General features: G+C 72.3%; 18 protein-coding genes. 8 read left to right on the top strand and 10 right to left on the bottom strand.

The window, feature by feature from the left end; genetic code table 11:
- Positions 1–20 precede the first annotated feature (20 nt).
- From BMW99_RS09735 to BMW99_RS09710, 6 genes are all read right to left on the bottom strand, one after another.
- Positions 21–767: an SDR family NAD(P)-dependent oxidoreductase gene (locus BMW99_RS09735; protein WP_075016617.1), complete on the bottom strand. Its 747-nt coding sequence runs from the start codon at positions 765–767 to the stop codon at positions 21–23.
- 452 nt (positions 768–1219) lie between these two features.
- Positions 1220–2509 carry a citrate synthase gene (locus tag BMW99_RS09730; RefSeq protein ID WP_069465781.1) on the bottom strand — a complete coding sequence of 430 codons (1290 nt, stop codon included), beginning with the start codon at positions 2507–2509 and terminating at the stop codon, positions 1220–1222.
- A gap of 124 nt (positions 2510–2633) precedes the next feature.
- Positions 2634–4856 (bottom strand): SF1B family DNA helicase RecD2, encoded by a 2223-nt coding sequence (gene recD2, locus BMW99_RS09725; protein WP_069465782.1) that lies wholly within the window; start codon positions 4854–4856, stop codon positions 2634–2636.
- A gap of 361 nt (positions 4857–5217) precedes the next feature.
- Positions 5218–6063 carry a sugar phosphate isomerase/epimerase family protein gene (locus BMW99_RS09720; RefSeq protein WP_075016616.1) on the bottom strand — a complete coding sequence of 282 codons (846 nt, stop codon included), beginning with the start codon at positions 6061–6063 and terminating at the stop codon, positions 5218–5220.
- Positions 6060–7214 carry a dihydrodipicolinate synthase family protein gene (locus tag BMW99_RS09715; protein ID WP_075016615.1) on the bottom strand — a complete coding sequence of 385 codons (1155 nt, stop codon included), beginning with the start codon at positions 7212–7214 and terminating at the stop codon, positions 6060–6062. The genes BMW99_RS09720 and BMW99_RS09715 overlap by 4 nt, the downstream gene beginning before the upstream one ends.
- Entirely contained in the window at positions 7211–8362 is a 1152-nt protein-coding gene (locus tag BMW99_RS09710) for a Gfo/Idh/MocA family protein (protein WP_075016614.1), read from the bottom strand. Before BMW99_RS09710 ends, BMW99_RS09715 begins: the two co-directional genes overlap by 4 nt.
- A gap of 373 nt (positions 8363–8735) precedes the next feature.
- Between BMW99_RS09710 and BMW99_RS09705 the strand changes: the two genes are divergently transcribed.
- The 7 genes from BMW99_RS09705 (at position 8736) to BMW99_RS09675 (ending at position 16144) form a co-directional block, all read left to right on the top strand.
- Positions 8736–9839 (top strand): LacI family DNA-binding transcriptional regulator, encoded by a 1104-nt coding sequence (locus BMW99_RS09705; protein ID WP_069463735.1) that lies wholly within the window; start codon positions 8736–8738, stop codon positions 9837–9839.
- A 114-nt stretch (positions 9840–9953) separates the two neighbouring features.
- Positions 9954–10937: a bifunctional helix-turn-helix transcriptional regulator/GNAT family N-acetyltransferase gene (locus tag BMW99_RS09700; RefSeq protein ID WP_069463736.1), complete on the top strand. Its 984-nt coding sequence runs from the start codon at positions 9954–9956 to the stop codon at positions 10935–10937.
- Between the two features lie 41 nt (positions 10938–10978).
- A complete protein-coding gene (locus BMW99_RS09695) occupies positions 10979–11689 on the top strand; it encodes a vWA domain-containing protein (protein WP_069463734.1) in 711 nt (236 codons plus the stop codon).
- Between the two features lie 42 nt (positions 11690–11731).
- Complete coding sequence (locus BMW99_RS09690) at positions 11732–12529, top strand: sugar phosphate isomerase/epimerase family protein (RefSeq protein ID WP_069463733.1); 798 nt, start codon at positions 11732–11734, stop codon at positions 12527–12529.
- A gap of 111 nt (positions 12530–12640) precedes the next feature.
- Positions 12641–13588 (top strand): LysR family transcriptional regulator, encoded by a 948-nt coding sequence (locus BMW99_RS09685; RefSeq protein ID WP_075016613.1) that lies wholly within the window; start codon positions 12641–12643, stop codon positions 13586–13588.
- A gap of 297 nt (positions 13589–13885) precedes the next feature.
- Entirely contained in the window at positions 13886–14251 is a 366-nt protein-coding gene (locus BMW99_RS09680; RefSeq protein WP_069467460.1) for a hypothetical protein, read from the top strand.
- A gap of 111 nt (positions 14252–14362) precedes the next feature.
- The gene (locus BMW99_RS09675; RefSeq protein ID WP_069467459.1) at positions 14363–16144 is read left to right on the top strand and encodes a glycoside hydrolase family 3 protein; all 1782 of its coding nucleotides are present in this window, start codon (positions 14363–14365) and stop codon (positions 16142–16144) included.
- 158 nt (positions 16145–16302) lie between these two features.
- Here BMW99_RS09675 and BMW99_RS09670 read toward each other — a convergent pair whose 3' ends face one another.
- The gene (locus tag BMW99_RS09670; protein ID WP_079176002.1) at positions 16303–20013 is read right to left on the bottom strand and encodes an ABC transporter ATP-binding protein; all 3711 of its coding nucleotides are present in this window, start codon (positions 20011–20013) and stop codon (positions 16303–16305) included.
- Between the two features lie 265 nt (positions 20014–20278).
- Positions 20279–21256, bottom strand: coding sequence for an agmatinase (gene speB, locus BMW99_RS09665; RefSeq protein ID WP_069463497.1), 978 nt, complete (start codon positions 21254–21256; stop codon positions 20279–20281).
- A gap of 159 nt (positions 21257–21415) precedes the next feature.
- Between speB and BMW99_RS09660 the strand changes: the two genes are divergently transcribed.
- The gene (locus tag BMW99_RS09660) at positions 21416–22225 is read left to right on the top strand and encodes a phosphatase (protein ID WP_069463498.1); all 810 of its coding nucleotides are present in this window, start codon (positions 21416–21418) and stop codon (positions 22223–22225) included.
- A gap of 24 nt (positions 22226–22249) precedes the next feature.
- Here BMW99_RS09660 and tesB read toward each other — a convergent pair whose 3' ends face one another.
- Both tesB and BMW99_RS09650 read right to left on the bottom strand, forming a co-directional pair.
- Positions 22250–23152 carry an acyl-CoA thioesterase II gene (tesB, locus tag BMW99_RS09655; RefSeq protein ID WP_245791320.1) on the bottom strand — a complete coding sequence of 301 codons (903 nt, stop codon included), beginning with the start codon at positions 23150–23152 and terminating at the stop codon, positions 22250–22252.
- Positions 23153–23215: 63 nt separating this feature from the next.
- Positions 23216–24373, bottom strand: coding sequence for an acyl-CoA dehydrogenase family protein (locus tag BMW99_RS09650; protein ID WP_069463499.1), 1158 nt, complete (start codon positions 24371–24373; stop codon positions 23216–23218).
- Positions 24374–24393: the final 20 nt, after the last annotated feature.

Raw genomic sequence — 24393 nt, 5'->3', positions numbered from 1 at the left:
CGGCCGTTGGCGCTCGGGGCTCAGCGGCCGAGCAGTTCCCCGCCGTTGCACTGGAGGATCTCGCCGGTGATGAAGCCGGCCTCGGGCGAGGCGAGGAAGAGGACTGCGGCGGCGACGTCCGCGGGCTTGCCGACGCGGCCGACGAGCGTCCGCCCGGCCCGGCGGGTCAGCTCGGCGTCGTTGAGACGTGAGCCGAAGAACTCGGTGCCGGCGACCGTGCCCGGGGCGACGATGTTGCACGTCACGCCCTGGGGGCCGAGCTGGGCGGCCAGCGAGTGGTTCCAGGCGTGCAGGGCGGCCTTGGACGCGCCGTAGGAGCCGCCGCCGCGGAGCGCCGCCACGGACGTCACCGTGACCACGCGGGCGTCCTCACTGAAGCGGTCCCGCAGGGACTCGGTGATCAGGACCGCGGTCAGGACGTTGCGTTCGAAGTCGCCGCGCCACCGCGCCAGGACCCCGTGCGGGCCGGCCCCGACCGCCAGTTCGCGGCTGCCGGCGTTGTTCACCAGGACGTCGACCCGGTCGGGGAGGTGGGGCAGGACCGCCTCCACGTCGTCGGGGTCGGCCAGGTCGCACACCACGGGTGTCACGTCCAGTCCCTGCTGGGCGCGCAGCTCTCCGGCGGTGGTGCGGAGCACTTCGCGGCGGCGGCCGACGATCGTGACGCGGTGGCCGTCGGCGGCGAACCGGGTCGCGATCGCGAGGCCGATGCCCGTACCACCGCCCGTCACCACGATGTTGCGGATCGCTGTCCCGTTCTCTGCCATGTGCCCCGCCCCTCGAAGAGACTCAGCACGCTACGGGATCGCCCCGATCCGACCGCGCGCGGGGTAGCCTGCGAAAACTGCTTCCCTTCGGAGACGTAGATCACATAGCTTGGAACGTAACCATTACGGTGGTTCGTGGGTCTTATGTCTTGAGCACCGCACTCCCGGCTGTGTCGGTGGGAGACTGCGGGTACGGATCGTCTTGGGGGACGGTCCGGGTTGCGTCGCCGGGGCGACGTCCGGGGAGCTTTGAGCGGCCCTCCCGGCCATTCGTCCCGGCTCGGCGCGGCCGCCACAATCGCCCGGTTCGGACCCGTGGGGGGATCCGCGCCGGGATACGGGAGCGCCCCGTGCCGGACCCGTGGGGGGATCCGTCGCGGGGCGCTTCTTTTCTGCTGTTCCGCCGGGCGCCACCGCGGGCCGCGAGGGCCTGCGGGGGCGGAAGGCGTGGGTCAGCGGGCCTCGACCGGGATGTAGTCGCGCTCGACGACACCGGTGTAGATCTGCCGCGGGCGGCCGATCCGGGAACCGGGCTCCTTGATCATCTCGTGCCACTGGGCGATCCAGCCCGGCAGCCGGCCGATGGCGAACAGCACGGTGAACATGCTGGTCGGGAAGCCCATCGCGCGGTAGATCAGGCCGGTGTAGAAGTCGACGTTCGGGTAGAGCTTGCGCGACACGAAGTAGTCGTCGCTGAGCGCGTGCTCCTCGAGCTTCAGGGCGATGTCCAGCAGCTCGTCGGACTTGCCCAGCGCGGACAGCACGTCGTGCGCCGCGGACTTGATGATCTTCGCCCGGGGGTCGAAGTTCTTGTAGACGCGGTGCCCGAAGCCCATGAGCTTCACGCCGTCTTCCTTGTTCTTCACCTTGGTGATGAACGAGTCGACGTCGCCGCCCTCGGCCTGGATGCGCTCCAGCATCTCCAGCACGGACTGGTTGGCGCCACCGTGCAGCGGACCCCACAGGGCGCTGATGCCGGCGGAGATCGACGCGAACAGGTTCGCCTGCGACGACCCGACCAGGCGGACGGTGGAGGTCGAGCAGTTCTGCTCGTGGTCCGCGTGGAGGATGAACAGCTTGTCCAGCGCGCTGACCACGACCGGGTCGAGCTCGTACTCCTCGGCCGGGACGGAGAAGGTCATGCGCAGGAAGTTCTCGACGTAGCCGAGGTCGTTGCGCGGGTAGACCACCGGCTGGCCGACGGACTTCTTGTACGCGTACGCGGCGATCGTCGGCAGCTTGGCGAGCAGCCGGATCGTCGACAGGTGGCGCTGCTCCGGGTCGAACGGGTTGTGGCTGTCCTGGTAGAACGTCGACAGCGCGCTGACCACGGACGACAGCATCGCCATGGGGTGCGCGTCGCGCGGGAAGCCGTCGTAGAACCGTTTGACGTCCTCGTGCAGCAGGGTGTGCTGCGTGACCTGGCCCTTGAACTCGGACAGCTGGTCGACGGTCGGCAGTTCGCCGTTGATCAGCAGGTACGCGGTCTCCAGGAAGGTACCGCGCTCGGCGACCTGCTCGATCGGGTAACCGCGGTAGCGCAGGATGCCCTGCTCGCCGTCGAGGAAGGTGATCGCGGACTTGTAGGCCGCGGTGTTGCCGTAGCCGCTGTCCAGGGTGACGAGACCCGTGTCGGCACGCAGCTTGCCGATGTCGAATCCCTTGTCGCCGACGGTGCTGTCCACAACGGGGTAGCTGTGTTCGCTGTCCCCGTACCGCAGTACTACAGAGTTGTCGCTCACGTCATTCCCTCACCGACGGTGTTGCCTCTTCATCGAGGTGCCCTGACTACGTCCACTGTCCCCCATTTGGCACTCAGGTGTGCACTCGGGGTCGGCCATCGGGCCGAAATGTGGCACGGAGTGCCTATTTTGCGCCCTGGGACAGCCGATGGTCGAGTGCCGTGAAGCGCTTTCCGGCGCTGACCGTCCGTACCGCCTGGCCGATCGCGCGGCGGGAGCCGACCAGGACGACCAGCCGTTTCGCCCGGGTGACGGCCGTGTAGAGCAGGTTCCGCTGGAGCATCATCCAGGCCCCCGTGGTGACGGGGATCACCACCGCCGGGTACTCGCTTCCCTGTGATCGGTGGATGGTCACGGCATACGCGTGCACCAGTTCGTCCAGTTCGTCGAAGTCGTACGGGATCTCCTCGTCCTCGTCGGTGCGGACGGTCAGCTTCTGGTCGACGGCGTCCAGGGCGGTGACGACGCCGACGGTCCCGTTGAAGACGCCGTTGGCACCCTTGTCGTAGTTGTTCCTGATCTGGGTGACCTTGTCGCCGACGCGGAAGGTCCGGCCGCCGAAGCGGCGCTCGGGCAGGTCGGGGCGGGCCGGGGTGACGGCCTGCTGGAGGAGTCCGTTGAGTACGCCCGCGCCGGCCGGACCGCGGTGCATCGGCGCGAGCACCTGCACGTCGCGCCGCGGGTCGAGGCCGAACCTGGCGGGGATGCGGCGGGCGACCACGTCGACGGTGAGCCGGGCGGCCTCCTCCGCGTCCTCCTCGGCGAACAGGAAGAAATCGGCCAGGCCCTGGGTGACCGGGGGTGTCCCCGCGTTGATCCGGTGCGCGTTGGCGACCACACCGGACTGCTGGGCCTGCCGGAAGATCTTCGTCAGGCGCACGGCGGGGACGGGTCCGCCGTCGGCCAGCAGGTCGCGCAGGACCTCGCCGGCGCCGACGCTGGGAAGCTGGTCCACGTCGCCGACGAACAGCAGGTGGGCGCCGGGCGGCACCGCCTTGACCAGCTTGTTCGCCAGCAGCAGGTCCAGCATGGACGCCTCGTCGACGACCACCAGATCGGCGTCCAGCGGCCGGTCCCGGTCGTAGGCGGCGTCTCCTCCGGGCTTGAGCTCCAGCAGCCGGTGGACGGTGGACGCCTCGGCCCCGGTCAGCTCCGCCAGCCGCTTGGCGGCGCGCCCGGTCGGCGCGGCGAGCACCACCTTCGCCTTCTTGGCGAGGGCCAGGGCCACCACGGAGCGGACCGTGTAGGACTTGCCGCAGCCGGGCCCGCCGGTGAGGACCGCCACCTTGTGCGTGAGGGCCAGCCGGACGGCCTGCTCCTGCTCGGGTGCCAGGTCGGCGCCGGTGGCGCCGGCCAGCCACGCCAGGGCCTTGTCCCAGTCCACGTCGGCGAACGCGGGCAGCCGGTCCTCGGGCCCGCGCAGCAACCGCATCAGCTGCGCCGCCAGGGAGATCTCGGCGCGGTGGAACGGCACCAGGTACACGGCCTTGACCGGCTCCCCGTCCCCGTCGGGGGACGGCACATCCTCGCGGACGACACCCTCCTCGCCGGCGAGCTCCCCGAGGCAGTCGATGACCAGTCCGGTGTCGACCTGCAGCAGCTTCACCGCGTCGGCGATCAGCTGCTCCTGGGGCAGGTAGCAGTTGCCGGCGTCCGTGGCCTGCGACAGCGCGTACTGCAGTCCGGCCTTGACCCGCTCGGGACTGTCGTGCGGGATGCCGACGGCCTGGGCCAACCGGTCGGCGGTCAGGAAACCGATGCCCCACACGTCGGCGGCCAGGCGGTAGGGCTGGTTCTTCACCACCGAGATCGAGGCGTCCTCGTAGGTCTTGTAGATCCGCACGGCGATCGACGTCGACACGCCCACACCCTGCAGGAAGACCATGACCTCCTTGATCGCCTTCTGCTCCTCCCAGGCGCCGGCGATCAGCTTCGTCCGCTTGGGGCCGAGTCCCGGAACCTCCACCAGGCGGGTCGGCTCGCTCTCGATGACATCCAGCGTCCCGGTGCCGAAGTGGTCGACGATGCGCTCGGCGATCCGCGGCCCGATGCCCTTGATCAGGCCCGAACCGAGATAGCGGCGGATGCCCTGGATCGTGGCCGGCAGCACGGTGGTGTAGTTCTCGACGGTGAACTGCTTGCCGTACTGCGGGTGCGACCCCCAGCGGCCGTGCATGCGCAGCGACTCGCCGGGCTGCGCCCCCAGCAGTGCGCCGACGACCGTCAGCAGGTCGTCCGAGCCGCGTCCGGTGTCCACACGCGCGACGGTGTAGCCGTTGTCCTCGTTCGCGTACGTGATGCGTTCCAGGACGCCTTCGAGCACCGACAGGTGAGGCGACTCGCTCATCCCCGGCCTCCCTTCGCGGCTCCGGCGGTCGTCGGTTCCGAAGGTACCGTCAGCCGCGGACAGCCCGCGGGGCCCGAGCGCGGGCCTGTGGACAACCGCTCCGAGCCGAGGCGGACCCTCAGCCGGGAGCGGCCCCGGACGGGTCCCCTGGGGCGGTGGCCGGACGCCCGCCTGCGAACGCGAAGAGGGGTCCGGCGCGATGCCGGACCCCTCTTCGCGTTCCCCCCATACCCCCGAAGCCCCCCTCGGGCGTACTTACCCTCCAGCTCCCCGAACCCCTCCCGGGAGCCTTGATGCCATGTACGACCGGCCACCGGCGGGAAGGGTTGTACGCCGGAACCGGAAATTTTCCGGAGGTCTTTCAGAGCACGTGTCGGCGGTAGCGGTCGACGACCTCCGCGAGCACCTCCCGGCCGTCACGCGCCCACAGACCGGCGTTGAAGATCTCCACCTCGATGTCGCCGCGATAGCCCGCGGCGTCGACCTGCTCGCGGAATCCGCGCAGGTCCACGCACCCGTCGCCGAGCTGACCGCGGCCCACGAGCACCCCTTCGGGCAGCGGCGTGACCCAGTCGGCCACCTGGAAGCACGCGATCCGGCCGCCCTCACCGGCGCGGACGATCCCGGCCGGGACCCGCTCGTCCCACCACAAGTGATAGGTGTCGACGACGACGCCGACCTGCTCTGCGGGGAACCGCTCGGCGATGTCGAGGGCCTGTCCGAGCGTGGAGACGACGCAGCGGTCCGACGCGTACATCGGGTGCAGCGGCTCGATCGCCAGCCGCACCCCGCGCGCGGCCGCGTAGGGCGCGAGTTCGGCGACGGCGTCGGCGACCCGCTGCCGGGCCGGCACGAGGTCGCGCTCACCGTCGGCCAGGCCGCCGGAGACCAGCAGGAGGGTCGGGGCGCCGAGCGCCGCGGCCTCGTCGACGGCCGCCCGGTTGTCGTCCAGCGCCGCCGCGCGCGCCGCGGGCTCCACGGCCGTGAAGAAGCCGCCGCGGCACAGCGAGGTGACGCTCAGCCCGCTGTCACGCATCAGGGCCGCGGCCCGCTCGACGCCGTACTCCTGGACCGGCGCCCGCCACAGGCCGACGCGGGTGACACCGGCGGCAGCGCACCCGTCGGCGAGCGCGGGCAGTGGCCACTGCCGGATGGTCTCCTGGTTGAGGCTGAACCGGGCCAGGCCATTGCCCGTGATGCCGGTCATGCGTCCACCCCGTACACGGCGAGAAGGCCGCGCATGCGCGAGGCCGCGAGCGCGGGGTCGGGAAACAGCCCGACGCGGTCGGCCAGTTCATAGGCCCGCGCCAGGTGCGGCAGGGACCGCGCCGACTGCAGGCCGCCGACCATCGTGAAGTGGTCCTGGTGGCCGGCCAGCCAGGCGAGGAGGACCACACCGGTCTTGTAGAAGCGGGTCGGTGCCCCGAACAGGTGCCGGGACAGCTCCACCGTGGGGTCGAGCAGACCGCGGAAACCCGCGGCGTCGCCCGTGTCCAGGGTGCTGACGGCGGCCGCAGCGACCGGAGCGAGGGGGTCGAAGATGCCGAGCAGGGCGTGGCTGAAGCCCTGCTCGTCGCCCTCGATCAGCTCCGGGTAGTGGAAGTCGTCACCGGTGTAGCAGCGGACCCCCTGCGGCAGGCGGCGCCTCAGCGCCACCTCGCGCCCCGCGTCGAGCAGGGAGATCTTCACGCCGTCGACCTTGTCCGGGTGCGCGGCGACGACCTGGAGGAACGTCTCCGTCGCGGCGTCGAGGTCGTCGCTGCCCCAGTAGCCGGCGAGGGCGGGGTCGAACATGGGCCCCAGCCAGTGGAGGATCACCGGCTCCGCGGCCTGGCGCAGCAGGTGCCCGTACACCTCCAGGTAGTCGTCGGGACCCTTGGCCACGGCCGCCAGCGCGCGGGAGGCCATCAGCACGGCCTGCGATCCGGCGGCCTCCACGACGGCGAGCTGCTCCTCGTACGCCGCCCTCACCTCGTCGGCGGTCGCCGCGGGCACGGTGAGCTGGTCGGTGCCGACACCGCAGGCGATGCGTCCGCCCACGGACCGGGCCTCCGCGGACGAGCGGCGGATCAGCTCCGCGGCGCCCGCCCAGTCCAGGCCCATGCCTCGCTGAGCGGTGTCCATCGCCTCGGCCACGCCCAGGCCGTGTGCCCACAGGTGGCGGCGGAAGGCGAGGGTGGCGTCCCAGCCGACGACGGCCGGGGCGTCCGCGGCGGTCCGCAGCGGGTCGGCCACGACATGCGCCGCCGAGTACACGACGCGGCTGCGCAGCGGCAGATCCGTCACATAGGTGACGGGTTCGGATCTCGGCACATAGGTGCGGGTTTCGCCGGTGTCCTGGGGCAGCACGATGCTCACAGCGACAGCTCCGGGACCTCGATGCGGCGTCCCTCGGCCGCGGACTTGAGGCCGAGTTCGGCGAGCTGCACTCCCCGGGCGCCGGCGCCCAGGTCCCAGCGCCACGGCGCGTCGAGCACCACGTGGCGCAGGAACAGTTCCCACTGGGCCTTGAACCCGTTGTCGAACTCGCCGTTGTCCGGCACCTCCTGCCACTGGGAGCGGAACGCCTCGGTGGCGGGCAGGTCGGGGTTCCACACCGGCTTGGGCGTGGCCGAGCGGTGCTGGACACGGCAGTTGCGCAGCCCTGCGACGGCCGAGCCGTGGGTGCCGTCCACCTGGAACTCGACCAGTTCGTCGCGGTTGACGCGGACCGCCCACGAGGAGTTGATCTGCGCGATCGCCCCGCCCTCGAGTTCGAAGATGCCGTACGCGGCGTCGTCGGCCGTCGCGTCGTAGGGCTTGCCCTGTTCGTCCCAGCGCTGCGGGATGTGCGTGGCGGTGAGCGCCTGCACGCTGCGCACCCGGCCGAACAGTTCGTGCAGCACGTACTCCCAGTGCGGGAACATGTCGACGACGATGCCGCCGCCGTCCTGGGCACGGTAGTTCCACGACGGGCGCTGGGCGCTCTGCCAGTCGCCCTCGAACACCCAGTAGCCGAACTCGCCGCGCACGGACAGGATCCGGCCGAAGAAGCCGCCCTCCACCAGCCGGCGCAACTTGAGCAGGCCGGGCAGGAACAACTTGTCCTGGACCACGCCGTGCTTGATCCCGGCCGCGTCGGCGAGGCGGGCGAGTTCGACCGCCCCGGCGAGGGTGGTGCCCGTGGGCTTCTCGCAGTAGACGTGCTTGCCCGCGGCGATCGCCTTCTTCACCGCCTCCTCGCGCGCCGAGGTGACCTGGGCGTCGAAGTAGATCTCGATCGACGGGTCGGCGAGCACGGCGTCGAGGTCGGTGCTCCAGTGCTCCAGGCCGTGGCGCTCGGCGAGCGCCCTCAGCGCGTGCTCGCGCCGGCCGACGAGCACCGGTTCCGGCCAGAGCGTGGTGCCGTCGCCCAGATCGAGGCCGCCCTCCTCGCGCAGCCGGAGCAGCGACCTCACCAGATGCTGCCGGTATCCCATGCGGCCGGTGACGCCGTTCATGGCGATCCGGACTGTTCTGCGTGTCACAGGGTCTCTCCTCGGCTGTCGATCACGGGGAAGGGTGCGCATCCCACGGGAAGCAAGCGCTTTCTTCTCAGGCAAAGCTAGCCCGCAGGCGGCAGGAGCGACAAGATGGCATCATGAGATAAGCAGCGGAAAGCGCTTACCGACGCGTACTCATGCTCTCCGGTCGGCACCGTCCTCTGATTTCCCTCTCGTGCACCCCCGCGATGAGCCCTTCCCCACAACGGGGCGGGCACCGCTCCCGCTCGTGGCGCGTCAGTGAGAGCATGAGCCGCTACACGGGGCGGCCCGCGGGAGCGGGAGCCGTCCGCACCACCACCACGACCACCGGCACCCGCACCGGCGCGGCCGCGAGCACGAGAGGAACCCGACCCCGATGGCAGTGACTCTGGCCGACGTCGCCGCACGCGCCGGGGTGTCCTCGGCGACGGTCTCGCGCGTCCTCAACGGCAACTACCCGGTGGCGGGCAGCACCCGCGAGCGCGTGCAGCGCGCGGTGGAAGAACTGGACTACGTCGTCAACGGTCAGGCCCGCGCCCTCGCGGCCGCCACCTCCGACCTGGTCGGGGTCCTCGTCAACGACGTCGCCGACCCGTTCTTCGGGCTCATCGCCAGCGCCCTCCAGAGCGAGATCGGCGCGGGGGGATCCGGACCCGCCGGCGGCAAGCTCGCCGTGGTCTGCAACACCGGGGGCTCTCCGGAGGCCGAACTGACCTATCTGACGCTCCTCGAGCGGCAGCGGGCGGCTGGCGTGGTGCTCACCGGCGGGGCGGTGGAGGACGAGGCCCACACCGCCGCGGTCACCGCGCGACTGGCCCGGCTCGCGGCGTCCGGCACGGCGGTGGTGCTCTGCGGGCGGCCGCCACTGACGTTCCCCGACGAGTCGCCGGGGGTGACGACGGTCGCCTTCGACAACCGCGGCGGCGCCCGGCGGCTCACCGAGCACCTGCTCTCCCTCGGCCACCGGAAGATCGGCTGCGTGACCGGCCCCCTCGAGCGCAGCACCACCCGGCACCGGTTGGAGGGCCACCGAGCGGCCCTGGCCGCCTACGGACTGGGACCGCGGACAGCGGCAGGAGCGGACGGCACGGCCGGCGGCGATGCGTCGCGGCTGACGGTGCACGGCGGGTACGACCGCGCCTCCGGCTACGACGCGGCACTCGAACTGCTGCGCAGGGAACCGGACGTGACGGCCATAGTCGCGGCCAACGACACGGTCGCGCTCGGCGTGTGCGCGGCGCTGCGGGACCGCGGGCTGAACATTCCCGGCGACATCTCGGTCGCCGGGTTCGACGACCTGCCGTTCAGCGTCGACGCGTCGCCCGCGCTGACCACCGTCCGCATTCCGCTGCAGGAAGCGGGCGCGCGGGCGGGCCGGCTCGTCATGGGCCGGCAGTCCTCCCCGCCCGGCGGTGTCGCCACGATCGCCACCGAACTCATGGTCAGGGCCTCGACCGCACCGCCGAAGACCCGTTCCTGAGGTTATCCACAGGCCGTCCCCACCCCCTTCCACCGGACCGGCCACGGGTCTACCTTTGACTCAGGCAAAGAAATCCGAGTGATCGCAGCCGCGACCGCACCGCAGGGGGGCACCATGGCCGTCAAGGAGATCCGCGAGTTCAACCGCTTCTACACCAACCTCATCGGCGCGCTGGACTACAGCCGCCACCTGCACACCCCGTTCACGCTGACCGAGGCGCGCGTGCTGTACGAACTCGCGCACAGCCGCCACACCGACGCCGCAGACCTGCGCGTCGAACTGTCCCTCGACGCCGGGCATCTCAGCCGCATGCTGGCCAAGTTCGAACAGCAGGAGCTGGTCACTCGCGGCCCCTCCGAACGCGACGCGCGACGGCAGCGGATAGAGCTGACGTCCAGCGGTCACGAAGCGGCGTCTCTCCTGGAGGAACGCTCCGAGGAGGCCGTGGGCACCCTCCTCGGCACGCTCCCCCGCGAGGATCGCGCCCGGCTCACCGACGCCATGCGCACCGTCCGGGAGATACTCCACGACGACCGGCACCGCGGCCCGCTCCGTCCCGACGTGTCCCTGCGCGCGCCACGCCCGGGCGACCTGGGCTGGACCATCGAACTCAACGCCGCCGTCTACACCCGGCAGTTCGACTGGAACGACGAGTACGAGGCACTCGTCGCCCGGATCGTCGCCGACTACGCGGCCGGACACGACCCGAGGACCGAAGCCGCATGGATCGCCGAACTCGACGGCGAACGCGTCGGATGTGTCTTCTGCATGCGCGACGAGCAGCCCGGCGCCGCCCGCCTGCGACTGCTGGTCGTCGACCCCGCCGCGCGCGGCCACGGCATAGGTCGCATGCTCGTGGACGCCTGCGTCGCCTTCGCCAAGGACGCCGGATACCGCCGGCTCGTACTGTGGACCAACGACGTCCTCACCGACGCCCGCCGGATCTACCAGCGCGCGGGCTTCGAACTGGTCGCCGAGAAACCGCACCACAGCTTCGGCCACGACCTGGTCGGCCAGGACTGGATGCTGGCACTGGACGCCGCGTCACCGGGCACGGACGACCGTGGCACAGCGTCCGCGCCAGACGGCGACGCCTGACGACGACGCCTGACGAACTGCAACGCTCCCAGGGGGGACCCATGCCCATCTCACTGGAAAAGGTCGAACAGACCGCTCCCGGACTGATCAGCCTCTACAAGCAGGCCGCCGTCAGCCTGGACAAGCACGGGCTGTCCGGCGAACGCGCCGCCGTCTACCTCGTACTCGACCGCTCCGGCAGCATGCGCGAGTACTACCGCGACGGCGCCGTGCAGCACCTCGCCGAGCAGACTCTCGGCCTGGCCGCCCACTTCGACGACGACGGCACCGTGCCACTGGTGTTCTTCTCCACCGGAGTCGACGGCATCGACGAGGTGTCCCTCGCCGACTACAGGGGTCGCGTCAACAAACTCCACGAGAGTTACGGCCACATGGGCCGCACCGACTACGCCGCGGCGATGACCGCCGTCATCGACCACTACCGGCAGTCGGGAGCCCAGGTCCCGGGGTTCGTGGTCTTCCAGACGGACGGTGCGCCCAGCAGCAGAAGTGCGGCGACCAAGGTGCTGTGCCAGGCTGCCGGGCTGCCGCTGTTCTGGCAGTTCATCGGTTTCGGCGACGACGAGTTCCACTTCCTGCGCCGCCTGGACGAACTGCCGGTACCCGCCAGACGGGTGATCGACAACGCGGGATTCTTCCCCGCGGGAAGCGACCCGCGGTCCATATCCGACGCGGACCTGTACGACCAGCTCACCGCGGAGTTCCCGCAGTGGCTCGCGGCGGCCCGCGCCCAGGGCATCGTCGGCGGCTGATCCCGGTTGACCCGGCACCGGGCGGTGCCTAGCGTCGAGCGAATGAGACTCGCCTTCTCCACCCTCGGGGTCCCCGCCCTGGCGATCGACCAGGTCGTCCGGCTGGCGGCAGAGCACGGCTACCACGGCGTCGAACTGCGCGCCAGTGACGAAGGCCCGGTCCACACCGGCCTTTCGGCCTCCGAACGCGCCGACGTGGCAAGCCAGTTCGGCAAGGCCGGGATCGAGGTGCTCACCGTCGCCGCGTATCCGAAGGTCGCCGCACCCGGCGACGACGGGCCGGTACTGGAGGAGATCGACGCCGCGCTGACGCTGGCCGCGGACCTCGGCGCCTCCTACGTCCGGGTGTTCCCCGGCGGCGGCGACCAGCCCGCCGAGCAGGCCGATGCGCTGGCCACGAGGCGTCTGGCCACGGCGGCCGAACGCGCCGAGAGCCTGGGAGTACGGGTGCTGCTGGAGACTCATGACTCCCACCGTTCGGGCGCCGACGTGGCACGGGTGCTGGGACGGGTCGGCCACCGGGCGGCGGGCGCCATCTGGGACGTCATGCACACGTGGCTCGCCGGTGAGCAGCCGCAGGTCAGCTTCCGGGCGCTGGCCCCGTACCTGGGCTACGTGCAGGTCAAGGACATCGCCTCGGCCGCGGACACCACGCCGCTGCCGCTGGGCGCCGGTGTGCTGCCGCTGGCGGAGACCGTCGAGGTGCTCAGCCGTGCCTACTGGGACGGCTGGCTGTGCTGGGAGTACGAGAAGCGCTGGTACCCGGATGCCGCGGAGCTGCCCGGCCTGCTCGGCCCCGCCCGGGACCACCTGACCCGGCTGCTGGCCGACTCGGCCTGAGACCAGGTCGCGGCGGCGCCGGAGCGCCGCGGGACAACCGAACAGCGCAAGGGGGGACGGGGGTGGGGGCGGGGGGAAGGGCCCCCGGAGGAAGGAACGGAGGACGGACACATGCTGGACCTCGCGCGGCTGAGGGCGTTGCACGCGGTGTACACCCACGGTTCGGTGGGTGCGGCGGCGACGGCGTTGGGCTACACGCCGTCGGCGGTCTCGCAGCAGATCGCGAAGCTGGAGCGGGAGACCGGCACGGTGCTCCTGGAGCGGCAGGGCCGCGGGGTGGCGTTGACGGACGCGGCGAATCTGCTGGTGGCGACGGCGCAGAAGCTGATGGCGATCGTGGAGTCGGCCGAGGTCGCGCTGGAGGAGCAGCGGGGGCGTCCGGGCGGGCGGTTGACGGTGGCGGCGTTCCCGACGGCGGCCTGCGGGCTGGTGCCGCCGGTGCTGGCCGGGCTGGCCCGGGAGCATCCGTCGCTGGAGCTCCGGTTGACGGAGGTGGACAGCCGGCAGTCGGTGGATCTGGTCGCACGGGGGGTGGTCGACCTTGCGGTGGCGCACGACTGGGACATCACTCCGCTGCCCGCTCCGGAGGGCGTGGAGCGGGCGGTGATCGGTGACGACCGGTGCGATGTGCTGGTGCCGGCGGGGCACCGGCTGGCGGGCCGGGTGTCGTTGACGCGGTCGGACGTGGCGCGGGAACGGTGGATCTGCCAGCCGCCGGGGTCGATGTGCCATGCGTGGCTGGTACGGACGTTGCGGGAGGCGGGCACGGAGCCGGACATGGCGTTCCAGTCCGGGGAGTACGCGACGCATCTGGCGCTGGTGGCGGCGGGGTTGGGGATCGCGTTGGTGCCGCGGCTGGGGCGCAGTCCGCTGCCCGAGGGTGTGGTGGTGGTGCCGTTGGAGCCGTCGCCGGTCCGCAGGCTGTACGCGGTGTGGCGGGAGGGTGCGGCGCGGCGGCCGTCGATCGCGGTGGCGGTGGAGATGCTGCGTGCGCGCTGGCAGGTGGTGTCGGGTGGGGCCGTGCCGGTGGCGGAGTGCGCGGCGCTGCCCGTGCCGTGAGCCGGGGTGGCGGTCCTGGGTCGTGGCGCGGCGGAACCGGTCGGCGGTGGCTCCCGTCGTAGGGGCATGGCGAAGGTGACGGGGCGCAGGGTGGTGTCGGCCGCGGTGCTGGCCGTCTCGGTGGGCGTGTCGGCGGTGGGTTGCGGGCAGGAGGGCGGGCCCGTCGGGGCACCGCCGGTGGCGTCCTCCCCCGGCGTGCCGGGTTCGTCGGCGGCGTCGGAGCCCTCGGGGTGGTCAGGACCGGCCGGGCCGTCGGGATCTCCTGCCGCGGGCACGGCTCAGGGGGTATGGCGGCCGGTGTACTTCTCGGTGTCGGACCATGTGCCGGGTGGCGTGCACGAGGTGGTGCGGGATCGGGCGGCGATGGGTGCGCTGCTGGACCGGTTCGGAGCGCGGGACGCTGATGCGGCTCGGGCGATCGGCGCGGCGACCCGGGCGGCGGATTTCTCGCGTTCGGTGGTCGTGGTGTGGGCGGATGTCACGGGGTGCAGCGCGGCGACGTCGGTGGTGCTCCAAGTGGCGGGTGATCGGCTGCAGTTGGCGGTCACCCGGCCGGAGCCGCCGCCGGAGTGTTTCGCGCCGGACCGGATGACGGCGGTGTTCGAGGTGCCGAGGGGGCAGGTGCCGGGCGCACCGGAGTTCCGGTTGGTGGGTCAGCGGTAGGCGGGAGCCGAACGCCGCGACATTGGCGGCAAGTTCCGGGAATTCTCCCGCACCCTGGCAGAAACTTTCACCGACCGGGCACACTCTCCTTCCGTCGGAAGGAGCACCGCCATGCAACGTCCCCGCCCCGGGTTCCCGCCCCTGCCCACCGCCGCGCCGCGCTCTCCCAGCGGCGCCGACGAGCGGGCGGCGGTCCGCGCCCTGATCGGGCGGATGACGCTGGAGGAGATGGTCGGGCAGCTCTTCGTGGCGCGGGTGTTCGGTACGTCGGCTTCCGACCCGGACCCCGCGGACGTGGCCGCGAACCGGGTCGACAACGGGGTCGACAACGCCGCGGAGCTGGTCGCCCGCTACCACCTGGGCGGTGTCGTGTACTTCGCGTGGGCCCACAACACCCGTGATCCGCACCAGATCGCGGACCTGTCCAACGGCATCCAGCGCGCCGGGCTCGCCGCCGGGGCCCGGGTGCCGCTGCTGGTCGCGGTGGATCAGGAGCAGGGCGCGGTCGAGCGGATCGGGGCGCCGGTGACGTCGTTCGGCGGTGGCATGGCGCTGGGCGCGAACGGCAGCACGGACGACGCGTTCGCCGCCGCGCGGATCGTCGGCGCGGAGCTGGCGGCGATGGGGATCAACCAGAACTACGCCCCGGTGTGCGACGTGAACGTGAGTCCGGCGAACCCGGTGATCGGGGTGCGGGCGTTCGGCGCGGACCCGTCGGCGGTCGCGGCGCTGGTGGCGGCGCAGATCAGGGGCTATCAGGCGGCGGGGGTCGCGACGTCGGCGAAGCACTTCCCGGGCCACGGCGACACCGTCACCGACAGCCACGTCGCCCTGCCCGTGATCACGCACGGCCCGCGGGAGTGGGAGCGGGTCGACGCGCCGCCGTTCCGGGCGGCGATCGCGGCGGGCGTCGACTCTGTGATGACCGCGCACATCCTGGTGCCGGGGATCGACGACTCGGGCGATCCGGCGACGCTGTCGCACGCGGTCCTCACGGGCCTGCTGCGGGAACGGCTCGGCTACGACGGGGTGGTGGTGACCGACGCGCTGGACATGCGGGGTGTGCGCGAGCGGCACGGCGACGACCGGGTGCCGGTGCTGGCGCTGAAGGCCGGTGCGGACCAGTTGCTCGATCCGCCGCGGCTGGACGTGGCGTTCGGGGCGGTGCTGGCGGCGGTGCGCTCCGGTGAGGTGTCGCGGGAGCGGCTGGCGGAGTCGGTGGCGCGGGTGCTGAGGATGAAGCTGCGCAGGGGTGTGTTCGAGCAGGCGTTCACCACGCCCGCGGCGGTGGACGAGGTGGTGGGCGCGCGGGAGCACCGTGAGGTCGCGGACGCCGTCACCGGGCGCGGTGTGACGCTGCTGGTGAACGCCTCGGGCGTGGTGCCGTTGGCGCGGGGCACGGAGCGACGGGTCCTGGTGGTGGGCGCGGATCCGGCGGCGCCTTCCGGCGTCGGAGGGCCCCCGACGGCGGTGCTGGCCCGGGAGTTGACGGCGCTGGGCGTGCCGGCGCGGGCGCTGCCGACCGGTCGCGCGCCGGACGCGGGGGCCATCGGCGGGGCGGTGGCCGCTGCGCGCGACGGTGCGGACGCGGTGGTGGTCACGACCTGCAATGTCACGGCGGACACGCCGGAGCAGGTCGCGCTGGTCGCGGCGCTGGTGGCGACGGGGGTCCCGGTGGTGACGGTGGCGGTCCGCAATCCGTACGACGCGGCGTTCCTTCCGCCGGTGGCCGCGTCGTTGGCGACGTACGGCTGGACGGACGTGTCGATGCGGGCGGCCGCGCGGGTCCTCGCGGGCGCGGTGCGGCCGGCGGGGCGCCTCCCGGTGGCGATCCCCCGGGCCGACGACCCGGGAGCCGACCTGTTTCCGATCGGCTTCGGGCTGGACGGCTGACGGCCCGGGGCCGGACGGCAGCGCCCGGCCCCCCGAGGAGCGGGGGACGAGCGGCGCCCGGCCCAGGCACGCGCCAGTACCCGCACTGGCGAGGACCCGCACCCGGCCGCGCCGCCACCAGCGCCTACCCGTCCTTGCGCCGGCTTTCGGGGCAACGCTCACGCGGCCGCGCTGACCTCCCCGCTGAACGTGCGCCACAGCTCGGCGTAGTGGCCGTCGCGGGCGAGCAGCGCGTCGTGGGTGCCGTCCTCGACGACGCGGCCGTGGTCGAGGACGATCACCCGGTCGGCGCGGGCGGCGGTGCTGAGCCGGTGGGCGACGACGAGGGTCGTCCGGCGTATCGCGAGGCGGTCCGCGGCCCGGTTGACCGTGGCCTCGGTGGCGAGGTCGAGTGCGGCGGTGGCCTCGTCGAGCAGCAGGATCGCCGGGTCGACGAGCTGGGCGCGGGCCAGGGCGATGAGCTGCCGCTGTCCTGCGGACAGGTTGCGGCCGCGTTCGGAGACCTGGTGGAGGTAGCCGCCGTCGAGGGTGGCGATCATCGCGTCGGCGCCGACGGCACGGGCCGCGGCTTCGACCTCGGCGTCGGTGGCGTCCATGCGGCCGTAGGCGATGGCGTCGCGCACGGTGCCGGGGAACAGGTAGGGCTCCTGCGGGACGACTCCCAGCCGCTGCCGGTAGGCGGTGAGGTCGAGGTCGCGGATGTCGGCGCCGTCGACCAGCACCTGGCCGGCGGTCGGGTCGTAGTAGCGGGCGACCATCTTGACGAGGGTGGACTTGCCGGCGCCGGTCTCGCCGACGAACGCGACGGTCTGGCCGGCGGGGATGTGCAGGTCGATGCCGGCGAGCGCCTCGGCGCCCTCGGCGTCGGCGCCACCGTAGCGGAAGCGCAGGTCGCGGAACTCGATGTCGCCGCTGAGGGCGCCGACGGCCTTGGGGTGGGCGGCGGCCGGGGTGGCGGTGGGTTCGCGCAGCAGCTGGCGGATGCGGCCCAGGGACACGCTGGCCTGCTGGTATCCGTCGAAGACCTGGGAGAGCTGCTGGACGGGCGAGAAGAACAGGTCGATGTAGAGCAGGTAGGCGACCAGGGCGCCCGCGGTCAGGGTGCCGTCGGCGACGCGGTGGGAGCCGACGATCAGCACGAGAGCGGCGGCGACGCTGGACAGCAGCTGCACGAACGGGAAGTACACCGAGATGAAGAACTGCCCGCGGATGCGTGCCGCGCGGTAGTCGTCGCTGCGGGCCACGAAGCGGGTGGCGCCCTGCCGCTCGCCGCGGAACGCCTGGACGATACGCAGTCCGGCGACGTGCTCCTGGAGGTCGGCGTTGACGACGGCGACGCGCTCGCGGGCGAGTTCGTAGGCCTTCACCGACTTGCGGCGGAAGACCCAGGTGGCGACGACGAGCACCGGCAGGGTGGCGAAGACGATCATGGCGAGCTGGACGTCGATGGCCAGGAGTGCGAACAGGATGCCGACGAAGGTGAGGACGCTGACCAGGGCGGTGACGAGTCCGGTCTGCAGGAACGTGGACAGGGCGTCGACGTCGGTGGTCATGCGGGTCATGATCCGGCCGGTGAGTTCGCGCTCGTAGTAGTCGAGGCCGAGCCGGTGCAGGTGGGAGAAGATCTTGACGCGCAGGGTGTAGAGGATGCGTTCGCCGGTGCGGCCGGTGAGCAGGGTGGAGCCCCATTCGACGGCCCACTGGACGAGGACCAGGCCGAGGCCGATCAGGGAGGCGACCCAGACGGCGTCGAGGGCCTGGCGGCGGACGCCGGCGTCGATGCCGTGGCGGATGAGGACGGGCAGCAGCAGACCGGCGACGGCGTCGACGGCGACGAGCAGCAGGCTGAAGAGCAGGGGGCCGCGGAAGCCGCTCAGGAGGCTGCCGAGGCCGAAGCGCTGGTCGGCGGCGCGGGCGGCGTCCTCGTCGATGTCGGGGGTGTCGTCGGCGGGCGGCAGGGCGTCGACCTTGGCGAGGAGTTCGGGGGTGGCGGGCATGCCGGCCAGCGCGCCGGCCATGCCGCCGGGGCCGGCTCCGCCGGCGGGTGCGGGCCGCGCGGGGGCTCCGGCGCCGGGGGCCGCCGAGTTGTCGGTGGCGTCGGTGCGGCGGTCCTTCGGCCACAGTTCGGGCGTGACGCCGTTCCCGGTGCCGCCGCCGGCGGTACCGGGGCGGGCGTTGGCGGCGCCGGCCGGGTCGAGGGTGACGACGTCGGCGCCGAGGGCGTCGGGGTCGGTGAGCAGCGCCCGGTAGAGCGGGCTGCGGGCCTGGAGTTCCTCGTGGGTGCCGACGTCGGAGAGGCGTCCCGCGTCGAGGACCGCGATGCGGTCGGCGAGCGCGAGGGTGGAGCGGCGGTGGGCGATGAGCAGGGTGGTGCGGTCGCGCATGACCTCGCTGAGCGCGTCGAAGATCTCCGCTTCGACGCGGGCGTCGATCGCCGAGGTGGCGTCGTCGAGCATCAGCAGACGCGGGTCGGTGATGAGGGCGCGGGCCAGGGCCATGCGCTGGCGCTGGCCGCCGGACAGGGTCAGGCCCTGTTCGCCGACGACGGTGTCGTAGCCGTCGGGGAGGTCGGTGATGAAGCCGTGGGCCTGGGCGGCCGTGGCGGCGGCGACGACTTCCTCGTCGGTGGCGTCGGGCTTGCCGTAGGCGATGTTGGCGCGGACGGTGTCGGAGAACAGGAAGCTGTCCTCGGGGACGAGGCCGATCGTGGACCGCAGGGAGTCGAAGGTCAGGTCCCGCACGTCGGTGCCGCCGATGCGGACGGCGCCGCCGGTGACGTCGTAGAGGCGGGGCAGCAGCAGCGACAGTGTCGACTTGCCGGAGCCGGAGGCGCCGACGACGGCGACGGTCTCGCCGGGCTCGATCGACAGGTCGAAGCCGTCGAGGACCGGGCGGTCGGCGGAGTAGCCGAAGGTGACGTGGTCGAAGTCGATGCTCGCCGGGGCGTCGGGGGCCAGGGTGCGGGTGCCCTCGTCGAGGGTGGGCTCGGTGTCGATGAGTTCCAGGACGCGTTCGACGCCGGCGCGGGCCTGCTGGCCGACGGTCAGCATCATGGTGAGCATCCGGACCGGGCCGGTGAGCTGGGCCAGGTACGTGGAGAACGCCACGAACGTGCCGAGGGTGATCTGGTGGCGGGCGGCGAGCCAGCCGCCGAGGGCGAGCATGCCGATCTGCCCGAACGAGGGCACGGCCTGGAGCGCGGGGGTGTAGCGGGCGGACAGCCGCACGGTGCGCAGCCGCCCGGCGAACAGCCGGCCGCTGACGGTGCGCAGCTTGTCCATCTCCTGCTGCTCCTGGCCGAAGCCCTTGACGACGCGGACTCCGGTGACGGAGCCGTCGACGACGCCGGCGACGGCGGCGGCCTGTCCCTGCGCGTACCAGGTGGCGGGGAACAGGCGCTTGCGGGAGCGGTCGGCGATGAACCACAGGGCGGGTGCGACGGCCAGCGCGATGACGGTGAGCAGCGGCGACAGGATGAGCATGACGACGAGGGAGAGCAGGAACAGCAGCAGGTTCCCGATCATCATCGGCGTCATGAAGAGCAGGCCCTGGATGAGCTGCAGGTCGCTGGTGGCGCGGCCGACGACCTGCCCGGTGCTCAGCTGGTCCTGGCGGCGGCCGTCGAGCCGCATGATCGTGTCGAACATCTCGGTGCGCATGTCGTGCTGCACGTCGAGGGCGAGGCGGCCGCCGTAGTAGCGGCGCAGGTAGGTGAGGACGTAGACCACGATGGCGGCGGCCACCAGGACGATCGCCCAGGGAGCGAGGGGCTTGTCGTGGGCGACGATGACGTCGTCGATGATCACCTTGGGCACCAGGGGCACCAGGGCGGTGACCGCCATGCCGCCGAGGGACGCGCCGAGGGACATCAGGACGGTCTTCTTGTACCGCCAGCAGTACGCGAGCAGGCGCCGGAGCCACCCCTGCCCGGGGTCGTGCTCCACCGCTCGTTGCGTTCTTGCCGTCCTCACGCGGTCCTCCCACCGTTGTCGGGCGCCGGCTGTTCGTCGCCCTGCACCGCTCTGTCCCACCGAGGCTGGAACGCGCCGGGCTGCGCGTTTCATCCTCTCCCAGCATGACCAACGACCAAGGTCGCACATGCGTGCGACCTTGGTCGTAGTCCTTTCGGGTGAATCAGGGGGCGGTCGAGGCATCGCGGGACGCGGCGATCTGCCGGGTCATGAGCGTCGTCAGCTCGTAGGCGGTGTGGGAGGCGGCCACGGAGGTGATCTCGGCGTGGTCGTAGGCGGGGGCGACCTCGACGACGTCGGCGGACACGATCCGGCAGCCGGCCAGGCCGCGGAGGATCTCCAGCAGCTCGCGTGAGGTCAGGCCGCCGGCCTCGGGCGTGCCGGTGCCCGGCGCGTGCGCCGGGTCGAGGACGTCGATGTCGATCGAGACGTACAGCGGGCGGTCGCCGATGCGCTCGCGCAGTTGCTGGGCGACCTCGTCGACGCCGCGCCGCATGACGTCCGCGGAGGTGACGATGCCGAAGCCCATCTTGGTGTCGTCGTCGAGGTCCTGCTTGCCGTAGAGCGGGCCGCGGGTGCCGACGTGGGACAGCGCGGAGGTGTCGAGCAGGCCCTCCTCGACGGCGCGCCGGAAGGGCGTGCCGTGGGTGTAGGCGGCACCGAAGTAGGTGTCCCAGGTGTCGAGGTGGGCGTCGAAGTGGAGGAGGGCCACCGGGCCGTGGCGGCGGGCGACGGCGCGCAGCAGCGGCAGGGCGATGGTGTGGTCGCCGCCGAGGGTCATCAGGCGTGCCCCGGTGCCGAGGAGTTCGTCGGCGGCGGCGTCGATCGTCTCGACGGCCTCGTTGATGTCGAACGGGTTCGCGGCGATGTCGCCGGCGTCCGCGACCTGGGCCAGCGCGAACGGCGAGGCGTCCTGCGCCGGGTTGTAGGGGCGCAGCAGGCGGGACGCCTCGCGCACGGCGTTGCCGCCGAAGCGGGCCCCGGGACGGTAGGAGACGCCCGCGTCGAAGGGCACGCCGACGACCGCGACGTCCGCGGTGCCGACCTCGTCCAGCCGCGGCAGCCGGGCGAAGGTCGCGGGTCCGGCGTAGCGGGGTATGCGGGAGGAGTCGACGGGGCCGCGCGGCTGGGCGCTGGTCATGGGGGGCCTCTCTCTTCTTCGGGGTCAGCGGCCGACCCTATGTGTCTGCCCGATCGCACCGGAATGTACGTTTCCTCCAATCCGTCGTGTCGATTACGCCTCCGCGTCGATCGGGAGGCCGCCCGGACGGCCGGGGTGGGCGGACGGGACAATGTGTGCATGCCACTGGATTCCGCGCCCGCCGCGTCCCCTTCCCGCCAGGATCTCGCCGACCACCTCGTCCGCACGCGGATAGCCGGGGACGTCGCCACCAGCCGGGAGAACAACCTCGACCACTACCGGGCGCTGGCCGAGGGCGACCGCTACTACTGGCTGGGCCTGGACTTCGGCGGCCGCTGGAGCGACGCGTCGGCGGTCCTGGACGTGATGGTGGAGCGCTGCGGAGTGGTGGCCGACCCTCAGCACCGCACGGGTCAGGACACCATCGACGCGGAGTTGACGGTGGACGCGCTGGACCGGATGGCGGAGGTGCTGCGCAAGGCGGCCGGCAACCGCTCGCGGGTGCTGGTGGCGAGCGGGCATCCGGCGGGCATGTTCGCGGTGCACCAGGTGCTGGCGGCGGCGCTGGAGGCCGCGGGCTGCACCGTGGCCGGCCCGGTGGACGGGCTGTACGCGGACAACGGGGAGGTCCGGCAGGTGGCGGGCGTCTTCATGCTCCACCGCGGCGGCGGGCTGGTGCACACGCACTCCCCCGAGCCGATGCGGAAGGTCCTGGACGCGCTGGAGCGCGCCGGGGAGCCGCTGCCGGACGTGGTGATCGCCGACCACGGCTGGGCGGGGCACGCGGGGTCGCGGGGCATCGAGACGGTCGGGTTCGCGGACTGCAACGATCCGGCGCTGTTCGTCGGGGAGGCGGAGGGCGACATCGAGGTCAGCGTCCCGCTGGACGACAACGTGGCACCGCACCTGTACGCGCCGCTGACCGCCTACCTGCTGACCCGGGCGGGACTGCCCGTGCCGACGCCCTGACGCAGGCGGGGCGGGCCGTCCCGCTCACACGTTCCGCGGGACCCTGACCAGGCCTTCCTGGATGACGGACACGGCCAGGCGGCCGTCCCGGGTGTAGATGCGGGCGGTGCCGAGGCCGCGGCCGCCGGACGCCGACGGGCTCTGCTGGTCGTACAGCAGCCACTCGTCGGCGCGCAGCGGGCGGTGGAACCACATGGCGTGGTCGAGGCTGGCGCCGACGACGTCGCCGATGGCCCAGCCGCCGCGCCCGTGGGCGAGCAGCACGGAGTCCAGCAGCGTCATGTCGGACACGTAGGTGGCCAGGCACAGGTGCAGCATCGGGTCGTCGGCGAGCTTGCCGCGGGTGCGGAACCACACCTGGGAGCGGGGCTCGCGGGTCACGCCCGCGGTCAGGTACGGGGGGTCCTCGACGTAGCGCAGGTCGATGGCGGCGCGGACCTCGAGGAGCCGCTCCACCACGCGCGGGTCGGGGAACTTGTCGGCGTGCCGCGGGAGCAGTTCCTCGGCGCTGGGGAGCGTCTCGGGATCCGGGGCGTCCGGCATGGGCTCCTGGTGCTCCAGGCCTTCCTCGTGCGCCTGGAACGACGCTGAGAGGTGGAAGATCGGCTGGCCGTGCTGGATGGCGACGACCCGCCGGGTGGTGAAGGAGCGGCCGTCGCGGATGCGGTCGACCTCGTAGACGATGGGCGCTCCGGGGTCGCCGGGGCGCAGGAAGTAGGCGTGCAGGGAGTGCGCGGGGCGCTCCTCGGGCACGGTGCGGCCGGCGGCGACGAGGGCCTGGGCGGCGACCTGGCCGCCGAAGACCCGCGGCACCGCCGCGGGACGGCTCACCCCGCGGAAGATGTCCTGCTCGATGCGCTCCAGGTCGAGGAGGGCGAGCAGGGAGTCCAGCGGCTGCGGATCGCCGTCCGCGGGGGTGCCGTTCACGCGTGGTCCGTTCGTTGCGTCAGGAGGCGTACTCGTGGCGGGCCTGTGCGGCCTGCGCGCAGGTCACAGGCCCATCGACTTGGCGATGATCGACTTCATGACCTCGCTGGTGCCGCCGTAGATCCGGTTGACCCGGTTGTCCGCGTACAGGCGGGCGATCGGGTACTCGTTCATGTAACCGTATCCGCCGTGCAACTGCAGGCAGCGGTCGATGACGCGGGCGGCGACCTCGGTGCAGAACAGCTTGGCGGAGGCGGCGTCGGCGGCGCTCAGCTCGTGCCGGTCGTGCGCGTCCAGGGCGCGGTCGACGACCGCTTCGGCGGCGTCCACCTCGGCCTTGCAGGCGGCCAGCTCGAACTTGGTGTTCTGGAAGGAGGCGACGGTCTTGCCGAAGACGGTGCGGTCCTGGACGTAGGCCTGGGCGAAGCGGATCGCGGCGGCGGCCTGCGCGTAGGCGCCCATCGCGATGGCCAGGCGCTCCTGCGGCAGGTTCTGGCCGAGGTAGGAGAAGCCCTTGCCCTCCTCGCCGAGCAGGTCCTCGACGGGGACCTCGACGTCCGAGAAGGCCAGCTCAGCGGTGTCGGAGGTCTTCAGGCCGAGCTTGTCGAGCTTGCGGCCGACGGTGTAGCCCGGGGACTTGGTGTCGACGACGAACAGCGAGATGCCGGCCCTGCGGTCCTCGGCGGTCGCGGGCGCGGTGCGGGCGCAGACGATGACGCGGTCGGCGTGCACGCCGCCGGTGATGAAGGTCTTCGCGCCGTTGAGGACGTAGTGGGTGCCGTCCTCCGAGAGCTTCGCGGAGGTCTTCATGCCGGCCAGGTCGGAGCCGGTGCCGGGCTCGGTCATGGCGATGGCGAACATCGTCACGCCGCTGACGAAGCCGGGCAGCCAGCGCTTCTTCTGCTCGTCGGTGGCGTAGGCAGTGACGTACGGGAGGCACAGGCCGGTGTGGACGCTGCTGCCGCCGAAGCTGACGCCCGCGCGGGCGCACTCCTCGCTGACGACGGCCTGGAACTTGAAGCTCTCCTCGCCGGCGCCGCCGAACTCCTCGGGCACCTCGATGCCGAAGACTCCCAGCTCACCGAGCTTGTAGTAGAACTCGCGGGGCGCCTGCCCCGCCTCCAGCCACTGGTCGTACACCGGGACGACCTCGGCCTCGATGAAGGCGCGTATCGTCTCGCGGAACGCTTCGTGGTCCTCGTTGTACACCGTACGACGCACAGCGCGCCTCCCATCGACGA

This window comes from Actinacidiphila rubida (assembly GCF_900110255.1).
Lineage (GTDB): Bacteria > Actinomycetota > Actinomycetes > Streptomycetales > Streptomycetaceae > Actinacidiphila > Actinacidiphila rubida.
This window is presented reverse-complemented; position numbering and strand designations above follow the sequence as displayed.

Excerpts from the sequence above, each read along its gene's own strand:
- BMW99_RS09735 (WP_075016617.1), bottom strand. The coding sequence starts at position 767 with ATGGCAGAGAACGGGACAGCGATCCGCAACATCGTGGTGACGGGCGGT.
- recD2 (WP_069465782.1), bottom strand. The coding sequence starts at position 4,856 with ATGAGCGAGTCGCCTCACCTGTCGGTGCTCGAAGGCGTCCTGGAACGC.
- BMW99_RS09720 (WP_075016616.1), bottom strand. The coding sequence starts at position 6,063 with ATGACCGGCATCACGGGCAATGGCCTGGCCCGGTTCAGCCTCAACCAG.
- BMW99_RS09705 (WP_069463735.1), top strand. The coding sequence starts at position 8,736 with ATGGCAGTGACTCTGGCCGACGTCGCCGCACGCGCCGGGGTGTCCTCG.
- BMW99_RS09700 (WP_069463736.1), top strand. The coding sequence starts at position 9,954 with ATGGCCGTCAAGGAGATCCGCGAGTTCAACCGCTTCTACACCAACCTC.
- BMW99_RS09695 (WP_069463734.1), top strand. The coding sequence starts at position 10,979 with ATGCCCATCTCACTGGAAAAGGTCGAACAGACCGCTCCCGGACTGATC.
- BMW99_RS09690 (WP_069463733.1), top strand. The coding sequence starts at position 11,732 with ATGAGACTCGCCTTCTCCACCCTCGGGGTCCCCGCCCTGGCGATCGAC.
- BMW99_RS09685 (WP_075016613.1), top strand. The coding sequence starts at position 12,641 with ATGCTGGACCTCGCGCGGCTGAGGGCGTTGCACGCGGTGTACACCCAC.
- BMW99_RS09675 (WP_069467459.1), top strand. The coding sequence starts at position 14,363 with ATGCAACGTCCCCGCCCCGGGTTCCCGCCCCTGCCCACCGCCGCGCCG.
- BMW99_RS09670 (WP_079176002.1), bottom strand. The coding sequence starts at position 20,013 with ATGTCCCTCGGCGCGTCCCTCGGCGGCATGGCGGTCACCGCCCTGGTG.
- speB (WP_069463497.1), bottom strand. The coding sequence starts at position 21,256 with ATGACCAGCGCCCAGCCGCGCGGCCCCGTCGACTCCTCCCGCATACCC.
- BMW99_RS09660 (WP_069463498.1), top strand. The coding sequence starts at position 21,416 with ATGCCACTGGATTCCGCGCCCGCCGCGTCCCCTTCCCGCCAGGATCTC.